Genomic DNA, 18119 nt, shown 5'->3' with positions numbered 1-18119 from the left:
TTATTCGTTTTCAACCTCATTTCCATTCTCATCCTTGGGCTTTCTCTTGCCAAGCGGTCCGCTGAACTTGCCACGGTTCAGCTTCACCCCATACTTGTTGAGTATGCGGAACACCGAGCTGCGGCTCCTGAAGCCGCTGACTTTCCAAATGTCATCGATAGTGTAGTTGTTGTTATACATATTGACGATGTTCCTCTCACGGTCGATACCTTTCTTTGGAGTTGAACTCTTGGCTGGTTTAATACCCGACTTGATATATTCCACATGGGCAGTAGCCTTGCGCAAGGCAACGACCTCTTCTGACAACGAACCGAACATGAAAAGCACATCGGCTATTGATGTACTTGGGAATAGCTCACCCTTGGAGTCGATCTTGTCTTGTATGGAAATGACCCTTATCACCTTCACCCTGCAAAACTCCAGGAACATCGCCAATTCCCGAACGCCACGCAGTGCATTGCTGAACTTCGAGATGACCAGTTCATCACCTCGTTCCAGACAATCCATGAGCTGCTTCCATTCTGGGCGTGTCTTCTCTTGGCTTGCACTATCTTCTATGATACGGCAGCAACCGTACTTCTCCATCCATGCCCGGTCAAAGGTGAATGTGTCATACTGCTCCGAGTTAAATATGTAACCTACTTTTGCCATAGCTATTATACACTGATTTGTAATTTGCCGACAAAGATACTTATATTCCATCAAAGTATAATCATACTCTGATAATTATTATAGTTAATTAAAGGTTAATGTACTGCACTTTCTTGTATATATTATCATTTCATATCATGTTGTAAAGTATGAATGAGAATAAAACATAAAGTTTGATTTAGTTTGAATGAATACCCGATAAATAGTCGTAAATTCGCACCGCAAATTTCAAACAAAGTCCGAAATGGAAAGTATAAATAGTATCATATCTGCGGCAAAAAGCCGATCGAGGGTGAAATGCAAACAATCTTGCACTTCAAGTTTTCACATATCATACTTTGATGGTAGAAAACATATGTCCATGTTGTCTGCCATCATACTTGCCATTCTTTTGCTGGCATCCTGTTCAAAAAATGCCAGAGAATCATCTTTCCATGATGCAAGGGAGGCATTGGATGCGCAAAAGGAGTTCCTTTCAAGGATGAAATCAGACAAGGATTTGTCTATGGAACACCTTGCCAACAAAATATCCAAATGGCGTACTTTAGAAGACTCGGTTTCTGTTTGTCTGATGCGAGACACCATCAAAAAGGCACATTCGTTTCCGATGGAAGAATTTTCCAATGTCCATGACTCCATCCGTGACGAGTTTATGCGCATAGCTACCGCCAAGCGAAGGACATTCAAGGATGTGCTCCTGTTGAAGATGAACGCCTCCCCTTATAAAAGTAAGAAGGAAACGGATAGCCTTTCCTTGGTGGCTTCAAAGTTTTTTGAGAGTATGGACACCATACCATTATATAAAGGTGACAAGACAAGGATCTTGACCACCTATCATTTCTTCTTGGAGAAGGTGAAGAAGGAAGGCATTGCCAACCAATCACAGTTCCTCGCCTTTCTGAAAACGGAGGATAGGCTGTTCAGGACATTTCTATCTCATCTATACGAGATGAGCGACGTGTCGGTTTCGCATATAACAAGTGGAACAGAAGATGTGTGCAAGATGATTGCTCAATCTTCAAGGAAAGGAAACTTACCGGCAAGGGATGCCGTGGCATATATGGCGGTTCGTACCAATCGAAGAATCATCGCCAATGCGCAGACTTGCGTTGCTGATATTAAGAGTGGAAAGGTTACTTCCGCTGAACAACGGACTGCCTATTTTTGGATGATACTGCAACCATTCCTGTCCATTGATGACTTCGGAATGGCGATGCTTTCAGAGAATCAGCGAAAGGATTTGGTGCAACTGTCAATAGATGCTTTAGGCACAATCGCCTCTCTTAGCCGTTCCTTGCAGATGGACAAGAATATGACAGACGGGTTACCTGATATGTTCATCAAGCTATACATTTCTTCATTATAAACACAATAGTTATGCTGCATAAATTTCTCAACGACTTCCTGGCACTTGCACCATTGCAGTTGCCGGAGCTTATCAACCAGGAGCGCATGGAACAGCCAGTCTATGAAGACGGCTATGTCCTGCTTGACTTCAAGTTGGAAAAGCCTTGTCCTCTCGAAGAGGTGATGAACCTTTTTGAAGACCAGATGGAACTGGTCATCCTTTATCACAAGGTGACTTCCGTACATACAGAGTTCGGACAGTTCTGCTGCGCCTTCTCCAACCCTAATTTCGGGCGGATGTACAAGATGAATGCCAGTACGGATGCCAATGGAAATGTCCACTCCGTCATGGTGACAATCTATGAGTCCTTGGAGTTCATGTACGGCGACTTATGCCACGACATGGAACTGCAAGCGAGGACAGGCTTTTTCAAGTACAAGCGTGACAAGGCGGACATGCTGATGTGTTTCATGTGACATTACGTTCCATTTATGAGCGACGTGCAGCTTCAGAACATCGTGGACATCATCCACAAATGCCACACATGGATAGACGTTGGCAGTTCGTTCCATTGGAAAGACACCGCCGTTTCACGGCATGGCATGGTGCAGACCGTCTGCTGTCGGTGTCTGACTCTTCGAGCCTGTCATTCCAACAATGATTATGTCCGTGGGCAGGAGTGGCATATACCACTGCTTGACATTGACCGAAGTGCCAAGATTCTTATGAGAAAGGATGCTGGTTTCAAGAAACGCCTTGCATCAAATGCTTTGACAATGGCGGATGTTGAGCGACTTTTCATGGAAGTCACCTATGGAATTATTGAGTTGGAGCTATTCGAAGGTTATTGACCGTTTTACATTACAATTTGACCTATGATATTCAAGATTATCTTTCTTTTCTTCCCTATGTTTCTTCTCTTGGCATCAACGATGTGCTACAGGAAGAACAATCGGATGATGCAGAGATTTTATCTCCGCATGGTGTTTTCGCATAATTTTCGAAAATTGTACACATTGCTGTTGCTGATGGCAATATTGGTGTTCAGTTTCGTGGCATATCAAGTACAGTCCAACGAGATTGGTGCTCATGTAATGGCACTGTTGGCATTGTTGCTGTTCAAGTTCTCCTATGCAGACAATCTGCTGCATAGGTTGCATGACAACAGGAAATCATGTGCCATCGCTTTTACAGCCTCATTGGTGTTCATGTTCACTCCCCATCTGTACACATTGGGGATGATGGTAGGCTTGCTCTTGGTGGCATCCATCTACTATCCGTCCTCAAAGGTCATCTTCAAGGCACAATGTCCTGACAGTGGCAGACACTTGGCGCAATGTCCTGAGGACATCGTAAACTTCTACTTTTAGTCCATTCTTGGAATATGCCACTTGGTACTTGGCACATTCCACAACACTCAGTCTAAAATGAGAATCATTATTTCACAACATCAACAAGACATTTTCAATGAAACATATACCAAAGGAAAATATAAAGGTAAGTCTCTCTGTCGGCTTTCTGGCATCTCTCCAGGAGCGACATAACGAGCGGTATTCCAAGCATGAGGCATTCTGCTATCTGCTGGACAAGGCATGTGAACACTACATGCCGAAAGCCGTAAGCAAGGAAGTGGCAGACGAATTGAAAGATTTTCAGTTTATCACAACCAAAACTCAACTTGCGGAGGACTGGCACTGGCATCGTGCCACAGTGCGTCAGTTCCTCGAAAAATTAACGGAACATGGGCTGATACACTGCAAGGAGTTTGAAACGAAATACACCATCATCACGATGATTGGCATGAAGGACGGTAACGTTCCGACAATGCGAAATAGCATATTGGAACCAATCATCCGTTTCACAATGGACAGTTGGTTCAATGGCACTTCCACCACAGAAGAGACTGCCGTTGTCTGTGGCCAGATTGTAAAGGGTGCGGTAGCATTATCGCAAGAAAACAACTCTGCTTCTACATCATCTGACAACCAACTTTCATCTGATGATATTGCCACTTGTATGATTGGCAGACTTGTGGATTGTATGCCTCTTGTAGATGAGGAAGAACATAACAAACTTCAGTTGCGTAACGCAATCTTCAAGTTCTTCACTCGTGTTCTCAATCGAGACTGGCTCCAGTTGTTCCTTCTGATAAAGGAACAGCCCGACATTACCGGTTATGGAAAGGCCGCTTCAATCAAGTTAAAAACTGCTGAAGACATGAGCCTTTTCCAATCCCTGTGTTCCGCTTATAAGGCTTGCTGTCCTGCCTCAACAGTTGAGACAGCTGCCAAGCCAGTTGTAACCGCCAAGGCGGACAACCATAAGTAGAGTTCATTCTGTTCCATTATAGCTGCCTTATGGACATTCTCCTTTTAAGACCTCACGGTTCGGTACTGGCATATCGCACTCGTCGTGGCTTGCCTTTTTTAGCGCATCGGGCTTGCCCGCTGTTCACGAATTTAGGGAGTGTGGTAACTCATTACCCCTACGACCTAAAAGTCTTCGGGAGAGTGTCCGCCAAGGCAGCAAGCTGGGACACTGTTTTTACTGACACATATAAGCATATCAGAGATATGGAAAGAATAGCAAAGCAGGTTTTGAACGTCAGGGGACGTAAGGGATGCGCCGCCGCTCTCAGCCGCGAATACCAACGAAACTGGAGCGACAGGGCATGGCAGGTAGCCATTGCCAAGGGTAACTATGACCTCGGCAGACAGCATCTGAACTTCCAGATTTCCAAAGGAGGCAAGATAGCACCTATCGACAAGAGCAAGTCCATCCCACAGATGATGGCTGAGAACTTGGCTGCTCGTGGCATCAAGGACAAAAATGAGGGATTGGCTGAGCCACGTTTCAGAACGGTGGCGGACTTCATCTTCAGCGGTTCGCAATGGAAGATGCGTGAGCTTGCCTTCGGTGACCAAGAGGTGGTTTTCAAGCCCGGTGACAACAAGGAAAATTATGCCGTCAAGCGTATGCCTGAGATTGAGCAATGGACGACGGACATTTATAATTTTGTCGCAGGAAAGTATGGTGAGGAGAACATCGTTGCCTTCTATGTACACTTGGACGAGACTTCACCACACATCCATTGCGTTCTTCTGCCAATCAAGGACGGCAAGTTTGCCTTCAAAGAAATCTTCGCAGGTGCCAACAATCGGGAATATAGTCAACGTACATCGAAACTTCATGACGATTTGGCGATGGTCAATGAGCCTTGGGGGCTGTTGCGTGGAACGAGCCAAACGGAGACTCGGCAACGACACAGACCTACGGAGGAATACCGCAAGCACCTGTCCGAGGAATGTTCTTCAAAGGAAGAGGAACTGGACAACCTTAACAAGGCTGTAAGTGATCTTCGGGTGGAAATAGCACTGGCAGAACGTCGTGCGAAAGGTCTCTCTTCTATGGTGGAACATCTGGAAGAAGAGAAACATCAGAAGATGTTGGAGATTGACAAGTTGAAGGTGCAGATTGCCAACAAGGAGGGTGACAGTTCCATCTTGTCGCAGAAGTTGGAAAAATTGCAAAATGAGTTAGCTTCCGTTGATGAGAAACTGGCAGACAAGAAAGACAAGCTCGCTGTGGCTGACCGGCAGTTGGATGAGTTGAATAAGGACATGGAGTTTGTCAAGGAGCGGACAGAGACGCTTCGGCAGGATGCCATGCAGTTCTCTCGTGAAGCTCAGACTGGTGCTGGCACACTTATCAAGACAGCTATGTTGGAAAGCATGGTCACGGACTACCGTTCCAAGATGGTATCGTTGCCACCTGAAATCAAAGTCGCATTTGACGGCTCGCCATTGGAAACCATAGCCGAGCATACTGCCGAAGTTCTGCATTGTGCCACATTGTTGTATCTTGGCTACATCGACCAAGCTACGACATTTGCCGAAGGGCAAGGTGGCGGAGGCGGTGGCAGCAATGACATGAAATGGGGACGCAACGATGACGAAGATGACAGGCGTTGGGCGCACCGTTGCCTTGCGATGGCAAACAGGATGATGCGACCGAAAGGCAGCAAGAGTAGAAAGCGTTAATAGAAAAAATAATCGACAAATTGAAATTTATGATTAGAAAAGCAATATTTATGATGGCATTGTGCGTGTGCGGACAATTACACGCCAATGCAGAGACAATAGATGATGGCACGGATGATTTGGTACCGTCTGGCATAAACGAGGATATGCTTCGACAGATTGGGCCGACATATCTCAAAGAGGTGACTGTACCCTCCGCATGGTCTTCCAACTGGTTCGTTGGTATGTCTGGTGGCATATCTACCTTTGTAGGAAAGCCACATGGTACGGGGAACTTGTTCGACAGGATGAAACCTTCCCTGGCAGTAGAGGCAGGAAAATGGTTCACGCCAGAGATTGGTGATCGGTTTAGTTTTCAAGGTTTTCAGTTCAAGGATGCCAGCAAGAATGTCCGTGATTACAAGATGGTTCATGCAGATTTTCTTTGGAATGTGACCAACAGTTTTGTCAAAGACCATGCCACCACACAAAGATGGGGATTCATTCCGTATGCTGGTTGCGGTATTATCCATAACGAGGATAACGGCAAGAGTCCGTTTGTCATCAACTATGGTGTGATTGGACAATATCGTTTAACAAAGCGTTTGGCGGTCAACATGGAATTGGGTGGCGCAACCACATTCCGTGACTTTGATGGTGTGGGCGCATCCAATAAGTTTGGTGACAATTTGTTCACCTTGTCTGCCGGACTGACTTTCAACATCGGGAAGGTCGGGTGGAAGAAGGTTGTAGATGCCGCTCCTTATATCAACCAAAACAAATGGCTGGCAGATTACACCAATGATTTGTTGGCTCGCAACCAAAAGTTAAGCAAAGCTCATGCGGAGGATGCCAATGCCATCGCTGAAATGAGAAAGATCTTGGAGATTGAAGGATTGCTGAAAGCATATGCCGACCGCCTGACATATTATGCGGATAGTACGGAGTATCGCATCTACCCGAAAAATGACTACAGCGGTTTGAACTCGCTCCGTGCAAGATTGGCTCACAAGGATTGGAATGGCATGGGAAAGCCAAAAACAAGCCGCTCTTTGGAGTATAGTTTCTCTGTTTCCGATTCTGTTTCTTGGAACAAATACGTTGCAGAAATGGCAGGTGGAACCAAGTGCATCGGTTCGCCAGTGTTCTTCTTTTTTAAGATTGGAACCGCGCAGTTGGTTGACGTTTCACAGATGGCAAACTTGGATGAGCTTACTCGTATAGCAAAGACTTATCATCTCAAAATTTCCGTTGTTGGTGCTGCCGACAGTGCCACAGGAAACGATGGCATCAACAATCCTCTCAGCAAGTCAAGAGCGGATTATATCACGCAACAGCTTGTGGCAAGAGGCATTGACAAGTCCATGATAATATCAAAAAGCAAGGGCGGTATTGATGAGTATACACCAATTGCAGTCAACCGTCATACGGCTGTCAGACTATTTGCACAGTAAATGTGTTTTACTATCATTCATACGATAAGCGGTAATCTGCAAAACAATGATTATCAAAAGAAAGAGTCCGTTCGTGATGAATGGACTCTTTCTGCTATTGGTTATTTTGTTCTTTCTCCTGTCGCAAGATCTTGTTTAGTAGCTATGAACCTTCTCAAGTTGACCTCCGAGGTTGTAAGAATAGGTAATCTTCTCCTCATCAGGATAAATCATCTCCAATAGACGGTCGTGGCTGTCGTAAGTCCATTGCGTCACATAAGTTGCTATCGCCTGGTTAGGCACAATCATCGTGCGACGAGTCTTGGTGACTTCACCCATGTCGTAAGTTGAGGACGTCACATTGCCTTCTGTGTCGATGACACGAACAAGACGCTACACGCTGTAGTGTTTGAACCTTGTAGATGGAAAATGTTTCAAAGGTATAGGGGGAATTATCCTCTGATAAACCCAACTGAATTTTAAGGCGGTTTATAGCCTTGTTTTGTTGATACTTTCATGTTGCTCATTCTTTATGTCATAGCTAAAGAACGATAGGTATTTGAAATTATTGTATGGAATTGCTGCATTAAGCAAAAAAAAGAGAACTGTGATATTAGTTTAGATTCTGTTACTGGGACATATTGCGGAAAATTACCGTCAAATGTTGAGACAACACTCACATTAGCTGACGAAACTTATTTGTTGATACGAACATTCAAAGAAAAGCAGAATGAGCGGGAAAAGTTAAGAGGTACCTTCCAAGTGCTTGACGGCAACATCGTGATGCTTGTACATCCTTCGAGTGGGGACAATATATTCTATTAAGGTGAGAGATGCCAATAGTATTATTCTGATAGACTCGTTTGGCAACGAACCTAAAAAAGAGGATAGAAAGAACTATACTCTGAATAAGAAAGGATAAAATGGGGAGTATAAAAGTACCAAAATAAGCAGTGTTTAGCTATAACCCTTATAACTAAACACAGCCTTATTTACAAATAATCAATATTTTAAAAGCTCTCTTATTGCACAACTATAATCGCTTTTATCGAAAATTAATTTACCCTTGTTGTCAGGGAATCCTCCCCTTCTTGTATAAATATATGGTGTAATGATAATTTGTTCTGACGTAAGAGAAAAACTAATTATTTTATAAGTTTTATACAATACGTTCCAACTTTTAAGATGAAACTCCTTTAGAACTAATTTAGCGGAATCTTCATTTGCCAATTCTCCAGAATTGCTATATTTTATAGCATTGTTGACAATATTCTCCACACCGTAAAGGTCATTTGATGAAATAACGAAACATGGAGGATGTGCTATCCACAAACCTATTTCATTTTTAGATTCGGGATAGATTTTCAGCTCTGTTCCCAATTTACAAATTGTTATCTGTTTGTCTATTCTCATATTTCTCATTTTATAATTGAAATTGTTATTTGCCGTCAGTCTAAAGACTTATGGCAAATAACAATTTTGATTTATTTATTGAATAACATGTATGTTTACTTGTACTCCATTATTTTTGCCGTATTCAATAGCTTTTTGTATAGCTTCTACTTGTGATTTTGATGCACCTTGCGGAATTGCAACATCCAAAGCTCTTTTAGTTATGTCTTCTTCTTGAATAGTAACTCCATTCCAACGTTGTCCTTTGAATTTAGCAACCTGATTAATATATCCTTTTAATCTGGAATATAAAGCATTTGCATTTTGATAACTTTTTGCCTTAAGGTCTATGCTTTTTATACTAGTTGCAACGCCATTAAGAAATTTATCAATTGTAGGAAAATTTCCCTTTAGATTTTTTCCAAGTTGCTCTTCAATTATTAAACCACGTTCTAACCATGGAAGAGACCAGACACTATTTCGACCAGCTTTAAAAGCATTAAGAATCACTTTTCCTAATTTGCCGACCGTAGAAAGACCAACTATCATTGCCCCTTGAGAAACAAATTCATTGTTAAATGATTCTTCAGCATGGCTATATGGTTTCTTTTCTACAAACTTATCATTACCCAAAATAGTATTTCCTATAGATGCAAAAATATTACTTGTATACTTATGATAATATTGCCCTCTTATCTTTTCCAAGATTTGATATCTTGACACATTTGAAGGAAGAACATTACCAGCATAGCTAACCCCTGGTACATAATTAGACATAGACCAAACATAGAAATTTTGGTCGTTAACAAACCAATCATTACCATCTGGATCAATATATTTGATAGGATTGTTATTTGTATAACAATAGCTATTTATATTTGGATGCTTTTCACGCAAAGGGTCTGTTGAAATCCAAAGACTCAGTTTCGAATCATAATACCTCGCCCCATAGTAATACAATCCCGTCTCCTCATCGAATTCCTTCGCATTGAAAAGATAAGGTGTATTCCAAATGTTGTTGCGCTCCTCAACGAAAACCTCACCAAAAGGAACATACTCAATATGCTGCACCACCTCACCGTCAAGGTTGGTGATGTAACTACTGCTACCCAAATGGTCTGGGTGGTAGTAGAACTGCATCTTCTCGTATGCGTCACTTTCTTGGAAGTTATTCTTTGCAGCTCTCGCTAAAGCCTGTGTCTGCGCAGCCTCCAAGCTGCCGTCATTGCAGCAGAAGCCCTTGCCGTCCACATAGTCGTTGTTGTCCTCGCCATTGTACGGCACTGCAAAGGTTGCATAATTATCCTTAATGTCCTGCAACTGCTGGGTATATTTTTCCTTATAATCAACAGACAAGCCATCCGTCTCGCTACCTGCATACTGGATGCGGCGTGGGTCTGAACCATAAGAGTCGAAGTCACCAATCTTGCTGACTACACGCTGACTACCAATATAGATGTGCTTGGTGTAACGTCCGCCTTGGTTGGCTACGAGGTAAGGAGATACATACAAAGAGAACTTGGCTGTGTTCGTGCGACCTCCAGCAAACTCTGAGTTCACATAAACTTGGTCACTCTCACCTGATGTCTTCACCGTACGCTCACCGTCAGCATCATACCAATAGTTGGTCACAAAGCCGTTATCATCAGAAGCAAGGAGTCTGTTCTCCTCATCCCATTTAAGCATGCGCTCTGCGGTCTTCTCGTCAGCCATGCCGTCTTTCTTTGTGCGGCTTGTATTAACGTAAACAAGATTACCGTTGGCATCATACTCGTAGGCGTGGCTGTTGTTCACATTCTCGCTCTCGGAAGGAGTTTCCTCGGTGCGATAGTTTACATCCTTAACGTTGGCAAGCTGGAATTTCTTTCCAGTGTCTGTGCCGTAAGTATAAGTAAGGTCATAGCCAGCATTGAGCGTACCATCAAACTGCACGTTGTTCTGCGTGAGAATCTGACGCTTCGACGTAATACGATGCATGTTGTCGTAACCCATTGCAAGGGTGTAGCTTGCAGTCTTATTGTCCGCACCTGTATAAGTACCTGTTGCGCCAACAAGACGGTAGAGTGCATCGTATGTATAGTTATGCGCCATCTGTCCGCCAGCCTTGCCACTCTGTGGAACTGACGCACCGTTTACTACGCTGAGCACATTGCTCACCGCATCGTAAGTGTAGGCGTTATCCATGATGGTGTTGCCACCACTGTTCACGGTGAGGTTCTGCAATCTACGACGCTGTGGGTCGTAGGTGTAGAATGTCTCAGCACCGTTGCAATATTTCAAGTATGTGCGCTGCTCGAACTTGTCATAGCCGATCTTGCTTACATAATCGTAGCCGTATGACTTGTAGCCATGAACCTTTTCAAGCTGACCACCGAGATTGTAAGAGTAAGTAATCTTCTCCTCATCAGGATAGATCATCTCCAACAGACGGTTGTGACTGTCATAAGTCCATTGCGTCACGTAGGTTGCTATCGCTTGGTTAGGCACAATCATCGTGCGGCGGGTCTTTGTTACTTCACCCATCTTGCCATAGAAGTATTCGATGGCACCCGTTCCGTCCTCACGGAGCATCAAGCGACCGATACGGTTCTGAGAGGCGTTGCGACCACCATAATAATACTTCACGTTGTTCTCCGGATGGTCCGGGTAGTTGATACCCGTCAGACGCTGATAGTCGTAATCGTAGGTGATGAACTTGCCTTCCTTGGCAAGGTTGGCAGTCTGCTTGGTCAGCACATTGCCGAGCGCATCGTATGTGAAGCTGGTGATGCCGCTTGCAGGATGGTTCACCTCTGTGCGACGGTCGCCCATGTCGTAAGTAGAGGTCGTTACATTGCCCTCCGTGTCGGTGACACGAACAAGACGCTGTATGCCGTCATACTCAAACGATGTGGTAATCTCACCGTCAGGACCGCTCTTCTGGATGGTCTTCAAGGTCTTGCCACTGCCATTGGTATGGGTAGCCTGGACATTATGGAGTGCGTCTATTATGGTTGTAACAAGTGCATGACTGCCGTTGTCAACAGTATATGCCGTAGTTGTCGTAGAGTTGTCCGGTAATGTCACTGAGGTAGCACGGTCGAGCACGTCATAAACAGTAACCGTTGGAGAAACATTGTCAAATGACTTGCTGAATGTGGACTTCGATCCGGTTCCTTCCGTTGTAGGATAGAAAGCCTTTGCCACACGTCCGAAAGCGTCATACACGTTTCTTCCGCTGACTATCATCACGTTCTCGTCCTTGGCAGAGTTTCCCTTGGATGTACTTGTCACAACACCGTCCTTCTTCACCTGCACGGCTCTTCCGAAACCGTCAACGAACGTAACGGTCTCCAAGTCATCGTTAGGATGCTGGATGTCGTAGTGCTTGGTCACTGCGTATGCAGGAGCGGTAATGCCACTCTCACCAAAGGTAGCCAAAGGCTGATACTCAAAGGCGATGGCATAAGGCACGCCCGTAGCCAACTCGTTAGGACCACGCACGCCAGTGATGCGACCGAGGTCATCTACATCAGTCTCATAATAGAAGTTGTTGAGGTCACGATGCTCCTTGGCAATGCCATAGCGATAGTCAAAATTGCCTTGCTCGCTGCGGTAGCCCCACGCATCGTCAATGCGCTCAACATACATGTTCATCTCAGGCTCATAGCGGTACTTGTACCACATACGCTGTCCCTTGCCGTTGGCAGAGAGAGTCTTCTGGATGATGTTGCCGTAAGAGTCGTACTTGTAATCCGTAACAGCCTCGCCCTCATTCAACTGCTGTGTAATCTGCGTGATGTGGTTGGCGTAGTTGGTATTATACTTCGCCGTCACATGGTGATAGAGTGAACCGTCACCGCCTGTAACAGTCACATCAACAGGAAGTCCAAAGATGTGCTTGGTGGCATTGTCCGTATATTTGATAGCAGTCGCATAATCAAACTTGCCGTTTCCGTCCTCGCCAAGGCTTCCCTTGTCGCTGTACTTGTAGGACTTCAACTCACCATGATAGCCATTGAGGTAGTACTCATTCCAAGCCTCGGATGTAACCACACCGTTTGCCGCTCCCTCATACTGCAAGTTTGCCGTATAGCGGAGAGGTACGAATGCAGATGCACGGTCACTCCAAAGGTTCACGTCACGCTTTGCGAACGTGTACTTGTCACCGTCGGCAGTCAGATAGTAGCTGTCGTAACGGTTCTTTGTCTCGGTGTACTTGTTGCCGTTGGCATCCTCTACGGATGTGGCGGTAACATTGCCCTGCGTGTAGTAGTTGGCTACATCGTAGTTCTCAACAGCCTGTCTGTAAACAGAATTGCCTTTCTCCGTGTCAAGGTTCTTGGTGATGACCTCACCGAAACCGAGGAACTCACGTTCATGGCGGTCACGCTTGCCGTCCTTGTACTCAAAGGCGGTAGTCATTACAGGTCCATCGTCATGGATACCATCATCAACGGTAAGGGCAGACATTACCCACTTGCCACCAGGAAGTCCGTAGGTAGGAGTGGTATGCGCATAGTCGAGTGTGAAAGTTCCGCCCAAGGAATTGGTGACAGACTTCAACATATTGGTTCTGCCAATGGCTGAGCGTGTAACCTTCAACTCGCTTTCCTTCTCAGACTCAACGATGTCAAGATAACCGTCACCATCAACATCCTGCAAAGAGTAGGTAGGACGATTGATACTGTGCGAGGTTGATGCACCAGGGTTGGTTGAAATCTTGATGCTGATGACAGGAATGTTGATGGTCAAAGTGAACGCTGCATTTGCAGACTCTGATGTAGAGGCTGATTCACTAAGCGCATTTACACCTTTCCAGCTGATAGGTTCATCAAAACCGTTGCCAGTATTGAGGGCAACAGTTATACCGTCACCATCCTTCCATACCTTATCAGGAAGACCATCAGAGTTGATGTCGATAAGGTTGTATTCCTCTTCACTTTCAGAGGTTACGATACCGAAACCTGCTGAGAAACTACCAGAAGCCTTGTTTATTTTGTTATCGTGGTATTTGGTTTCTCCCCAGCCTTGGCTTGCGCCACCGCTTGCTCCTATATCATAAGAGTGGCTCTTACCGCCTTGAATACGGTCAAGTTCCCAATCAATAGGCTCAGTAAAGGCATAGCCAAGATTTAATCTTACCTTTTTGTCGGAAAGAATCTTGTCAGGAAGTCCATCTCCATTAATGTCGATAAATGACTCTACGGCTTCATCCGTATTCTTTGGTGCACTACCAGAAATAGAGAATTGAGCTAACCATTCCGTCTGAACATTGCTCAAAGACGGTTTAATACCCTTGGCTAAGTTGGTGATACCTGATACGGAAGCAACAGGATTGCCACCATATCCCCACGCCTCAGAAGCATTGTCAGAGTTGTTCGCTCCGATGCCCTTGTAGATTTCACCACTCAATCCACCTTGTGAGTTGGTGTATTGGATGGTACCACCTGCAATGATGTCAGGGAATCCGTCGCCATTCATATCCATCATGGCTACTTCCGTCTTGGAACTGCCATTTGCATTGTTATGGGTAATGCCAAGTGCACCACCTTGCACAACGGTACTCTTGCTTGATACCACTTGGCTTACAGCTGCCGCACCAGTACCCTGCAAGTATTCACCTGCAAGTCCTGCCACTTCAGCATTATTATCCAATGGATTGGTAAGGAGTACATCCTGTTCTGTCAATCGGGCTGTACTTGCCTCGGTTGCAGTAAGATAGATGTCCTGTCGCTGACCGACCCACTTGTCCATAGAAGTCTGGTCTGTACCCAATGGAGTGAATGCCATCGTGAGAGGATCAACCTTGTCGTTCTCGTTTTCAGGCAATTTCAGCAATGACTCTTCAATAGGCTTTGCATATCTGCCCTCTGCCGAGTTATAGACAAAACCTCCCCAGCCACGGTAAAGCATACCGAAGCCAAGATTGTCATTCTCTGCATAGAATCCAGCAAGCACATTCTCTGTTACGAGACCTGCCGCATCTTTCAGAATGGAAACAGAGGCTGAAGTAACAGTTTCATTAGAGATTGCTGCCGGATAGCTGTATTCAAACCAGATGTTCTTTCCTGCAGTAGTTGCAAATCGCAGAATATCGGCTTTCAAGATGCCATTCTCGATATTGAAAGACTTCTTGCCAACAAGTGCTTCCTCTGTCTTGGCGGTCAAAGTAATCTGACCGTTGATAGAATTGTCTGAAAGGGTAAGCACTGGTGACACAACCATAATTGTATCAGTCGCTGTGGTCAAGTATGGCTTGCCCTCTGCCAAGGCATTTGCAAATGTATTGTAGTGTGCAGGAACTGCTACCGTCTGTTCGATATTGGCAGAGTCCTTATAAGTCACAGACGCTTGCCAACCGATATTCTTCCAATCAACATTTGAGGAGGATGAAATCTCAAAGCTGAAGTTGGTCAGCTTTTCTGTATTCTCCAGACTGATGTTGAGTGAATCGCCATTGAAAGTCTCATTAGCCTTCAGTGTACGAGCAAAGACCGTCTTCTCGATATAGTTCGGGTTGTCGTTTCCGTCACTGTCTTTCTTGTCGTTGCTGCCGATGATGCTGAGAACAACATCGTCGGTTGTTACAGGCTTGTGGAAGGCACTGCGAACTTCCACGCTTGAACCATTCTCCACATTAGCGGAGGTGTTCACATCGTAGATGGCACCATCCCCAGGCTTGTACTCTGTTGAAGAAAGCCCGTTAGGCAAGATATTTGACTCGCCAGCGTATGTAATGGTAGGCGACCAGCTTACCTTGTCAAAAGAACCGTTGCTTGTTTCCTCAGAGCCAGACTGGACACGGAAATAGATCCTGTCACCACGCTTGACGGCAACAGATGATACGGCTGCACTGTATGGACTGTTGTCACCCTTGGCTATCGTCTTGTTCCAAAGTTCATTGCCTCCCTTTTGGATGGCAATTCTTACGCCGTCTGCCTTCTGATACTCGTCAGCATCATAGTCATCTGTTGGTGCAATGAGGCTTACTTTACCAGTTACGCTGACAGTTCCGTCCTTTGGTGCTTGCCATACACGCACGATGTCCTCCATCGGTGAGTTCTTGATGGCTTCCGCCTGCTCATCCTTACTGACCTCCATGACAGAAGTGTCAACCTTGCCGCCATAGATGATAGGGCTTGGTGTATCGGCACTGCTCAACGTAAATGTAGGCACGGCATTGCCTGCCTTGTCAAATTCCAAATGGTTGAAATAAACCTTGCCATTGGAAACGAGGTCAACAAGTCCGTCACCGTTGATGTCGCTGAAATACTGAGTGGTCTTGGTCTTAGTGGTTGACTTGTCCGTTCCGACAACGGCAGTCAGGACATTCCAACCGACAACGGCATTCGCACCGAAAGTGTTGGTAGAACTTTTGGTTGTTGAGAAGTTACTGATGCCCTTTACCTTGACAGGCTCACCATATACGACTTCTCCGTTGTCTGTCTTAATCTGTGGACGATAATATACAGAACCACCGGACTTGTACACCTTGTCAGGAAGTCCGTCACCGTTCAAGTCAACGAGTGCGGAAAGTCCTTTGCTCGTGTCGCTGGAGTAACTGTAAGAGCCACCCACGGTATTGCCTTTCCAGGGACTTCCGTCCACGACACCTACACCTGCATAGAACGAACCGCTTACAGAAGAACTTGTCGTTCCGCCAAGTGCAGTTGGCTTGTCGCTGAAACGCTTGCTGACAGTCTTTAAAGGATTGACGAAACCAGCGTCAAGTCCGTCATCGTGCGTGTTCCATTTCTCGGAATCGTCCTTGAACGGAACATATCCCTTTTCAGCCTGCACATCATCATAATAGTCGAAGTTCTGGAAAGCCACTTCCTTTCCTGTGTTGTCATACTGTCTGACACCTGTGAGCATTTCCTTGTGGAATGCACCTTCCTTGTAGTCAAAGGCATAGCTGCGCAATGTCTCGCCCTGGAAATTCACGGTCACTTTCTCCAACAGCCTGTTGGAGGAGGCGAGGAATCCATAGCGGGCATTGTTGGTCTTTACCTGCTTTACCTTGTTGCCATCAAAGAGTACAACGGTGTGCGGTTCCTGTCCTGCATTACCTGCGTGAACCTCCTTCAGATATGCAGCCTTGGCCTTCAAGCCGCCACGCACATCCTCATCCACGATGTCATACACATATTCTATATAGTCACCGTGGAGTTCCTCGACACGTTTAAGCTTCCATTCGGCAATCACCTCACGGGTACTGCCAGAAGCATCAGTGACATTGCCCTTTACAACAGCTCCGTCACCACCATAGATGTACTTGACACCCTGCTTGTCTGTAACCTCCCAATAATAGTTGGCAGGACTGTCACCCTTGCGGATGATACGGCTGAAATCACCGCCTTGGCGGGTGTAGAACTGGCGGTCAGCCTTTCTGTTCATCTTCTCGCCACGGTGTGCGACTCCCATCTGTCCGTTGTCATCCATAGTGGAGAGCATTGAACCGGACAAGAGATAAGTCTCCGTCTCTTTTGACTGGTCATAACGAGGCACGCCCCACCGGGTGTCAAGCGTAATGCTTGGCACGCTGATGTTCCAACCTTCACCGAGCCAACCGCTACCGCCCTCGCTGCTGTACTGCAAGCCAAGGCTTGGCTGCATACCGTTTCGTGCTGGCGGCATCTCGAACGGATACTGCAGGTTGGCAGAGCCACGGTTGTTTGCGCTTGGAGGCGCAATGACATTGAGCTTCGCCGTCGGGTCTGCCGCCTTGATGTCGTTCATCATCGTCGGGGCAAAGCCTTCGGTCTGCGGAGACTCCGGTGCCTGTATCACGCCGTTGATCATGTCGGTGAAGTGGGTGGTCTTTGAAACGACACACTCTTCCTTCTTGTCCACACGCACACGCTCCAACGCAACCCAATGCTTCTCGGCCGGGTCGTAGTAATAGGTACGGATGTCGTCCTCGGTATAGCCGCTTGGTATTCTTGTGCGGTCATACTTTATCTTGACAGTCGCGCCCTCGCCTGTGAAATGGGTTCCGTGAGGGAGAAAACGGTAGCCATGTCCTCCTGCCGTGACATTGGTCATGGCAAAGTCAAGCTCAGGAACATTCTCCTCTCCGATAGAGTTCACGGAAAGGCTTCTGTTCCGAATGAGGTCTTTCTGAAGAACGACCAGTTTGCTACCTCCTACGGAGATACTGTCAGAGACACCCTTCTTGAAGAGTTTTCTCACGGCTGTCCCGTCCTTTGCCGAAAGGGACAGTGTGGCGGCAAGCAGTAAAACCAATGCCCACGCCACCTTCTGTATATAATTCTTCATGCGTATCTTCCTTTA

At 45.8% G+C, this 18119-nt stretch carries 11 protein-coding genes; 7 read left to right on the top strand and 4 right to left on the bottom strand.

The genetic code is table 11. The annotated features are described in order from the left end of the window. Positions 1-651: a recombinase family protein gene (locus EJL04_RS09535; protein WP_125104781.1), complete on the bottom strand. Its 651-nt coding sequence runs from the start codon at positions 649-651 to the stop codon at positions 1-3. 361 nt (positions 652-1012) lie between these two features. Here EJL04_RS09535 and EJL04_RS09530 point away from each other — a divergent pair, with 361 nt between their 5' ends. The 7 genes from EJL04_RS09530 (at position 1013) to EJL04_RS09500 (ending at position 7472) form a co-directional block, all read left to right on the top strand. Continuing rightward, positions 1013-2017 carry a hypothetical protein gene (locus EJL04_RS09530; RefSeq protein WP_125104780.1) on the top strand — a complete coding sequence of 335 codons (1005 nt, stop codon included), beginning with the start codon at positions 1013-1015 and terminating at the stop codon, positions 2015-2017. A gap of 11 nt (positions 2018-2028) precedes the next feature. Beyond that, positions 2029-2475, top strand: a complete 447-nt coding sequence (locus EJL04_RS09525; protein WP_043610617.1) for a hypothetical protein — start codon at positions 2029-2031, stop codon at positions 2473-2475. Between the two features lie 15 nt (positions 2476-2490). Next, positions 2491-2850: a hypothetical protein gene (locus tag EJL04_RS09520; protein WP_125104779.1), complete on the top strand. Its 360-nt coding sequence runs from the start codon at positions 2491-2493 to the stop codon at positions 2848-2850. A gap of 24 nt (positions 2851-2874) precedes the next feature. Beyond that, a complete protein-coding gene (locus tag EJL04_RS09515) occupies positions 2875-3369 on the top strand; it encodes a hypothetical protein (protein ID WP_125104778.1) in 495 nt (164 codons plus the stop codon). 97 nt (positions 3370-3466) lie between these two features. Next, a complete protein-coding gene (locus EJL04_RS09510; RefSeq protein ID WP_125104777.1) occupies positions 3467-4327 on the top strand; it encodes a hypothetical protein in 861 nt (286 codons plus the stop codon). A gap of 245 nt (positions 4328-4572) precedes the next feature. Then, positions 4573-6039 (top strand): MobV family relaxase, encoded by a 1467-nt coding sequence (mobV, locus tag EJL04_RS09505; protein WP_125104776.1) that lies wholly within the window; start codon positions 4573-4575, stop codon positions 6037-6039. A gap of 29 nt (positions 6040-6068) precedes the next feature. After that, positions 6069-7472 (top strand): OmpA family protein, encoded by a 1404-nt coding sequence (locus EJL04_RS09500; RefSeq protein WP_125104775.1) that lies wholly within the window; start codon positions 6069-6071, stop codon positions 7470-7472. 135 nt (positions 7473-7607) lie between these two features. Here the strand turns inward: EJL04_RS09500 and EJL04_RS09495 are convergent, their stop codons facing one another. From EJL04_RS09495 to EJL04_RS09480, 3 genes are all read right to left on the bottom strand, one after another. Continuing rightward, positions 7608-7811 carry a hypothetical protein gene (locus EJL04_RS09495; protein ID WP_241209978.1) on the bottom strand — a complete coding sequence of 68 codons (204 nt, stop codon included), beginning with the start codon at positions 7809-7811 and terminating at the stop codon, positions 7608-7610. A gap of 642 nt (positions 7812-8453) precedes the next feature. Beyond that, positions 8454-8864: a hypothetical protein gene (locus EJL04_RS09485; protein WP_206429375.1), complete on the bottom strand. Its 411-nt coding sequence runs from the start codon at positions 8862-8864 to the stop codon at positions 8454-8456. Positions 8865-8939: 75 nt separating this feature from the next. Then, complete coding sequence (locus EJL04_RS09480; protein WP_125104774.1) at positions 8940-18104, bottom strand: endonuclease toxin domain-containing protein; 9165 nt, start codon at positions 18102-18104, stop codon at positions 8940-8942. Positions 18105-18119 lie beyond the last annotated feature (15 nt).

Origin of the sequence: Prevotella marseillensis, assembly GCF_900625065.1 — a bacterium.
Lineage (GTDB): Bacteria > Bacteroidota > Bacteroidia > Bacteroidales > Bacteroidaceae > Prevotella > Prevotella rara.
The sequence above is the reverse complement of the archived record's forward strand: the minus strand, read 5'-3'. Positions and strand labels throughout refer to the sequence as shown.

Excerpts from the sequence above, each read along its gene's own strand:
- EJL04_RS09535 (WP_125104781.1), bottom strand. The coding sequence starts at position 651 with ATGGCAAAAGTAGGTTACATATTTAACTCGGAGCAGTATGACACATTC.
- EJL04_RS09530 (WP_125104780.1), top strand. The coding sequence starts at position 1,013 with ATGTTGTCTGCCATCATACTTGCCATTCTTTTGCTGGCATCCTGTTCA.
- EJL04_RS09525 (WP_043610617.1), top strand. The coding sequence starts at position 2,029 with ATGCTGCATAAATTTCTCAACGACTTCCTGGCACTTGCACCATTGCAG.
- EJL04_RS09520 (WP_125104779.1), top strand. The coding sequence starts at position 2,491 with ATGAGCGACGTGCAGCTTCAGAACATCGTGGACATCATCCACAAATGC.
- EJL04_RS09515 (WP_125104778.1), top strand. The coding sequence starts at position 2,875 with ATGATATTCAAGATTATCTTTCTTTTCTTCCCTATGTTTCTTCTCTTG.
- EJL04_RS09510 (WP_125104777.1), top strand. The coding sequence starts at position 3,467 with ATGAAACATATACCAAAGGAAAATATAAAGGTAAGTCTCTCTGTCGGC.
- mobV (WP_125104776.1), top strand. The coding sequence starts at position 4,573 with ATGGAAAGAATAGCAAAGCAGGTTTTGAACGTCAGGGGACGTAAGGGA.
- EJL04_RS09500 (WP_125104775.1), top strand. The coding sequence starts at position 6,069 with ATGATTAGAAAAGCAATATTTATGATGGCATTGTGCGTGTGCGGACAA.
- EJL04_RS09485 (WP_206429375.1), bottom strand. The coding sequence starts at position 8,864 with ATGAGAATAGACAAACAGATAACAATTTGTAAATTGGGAACAGAGCTG.
- EJL04_RS09480 (WP_125104774.1), bottom strand. The coding sequence starts at position 18,104 with ATGAAGAATTATATACAGAAGGTGGCGTGGGCATTGGTTTTACTGCTT.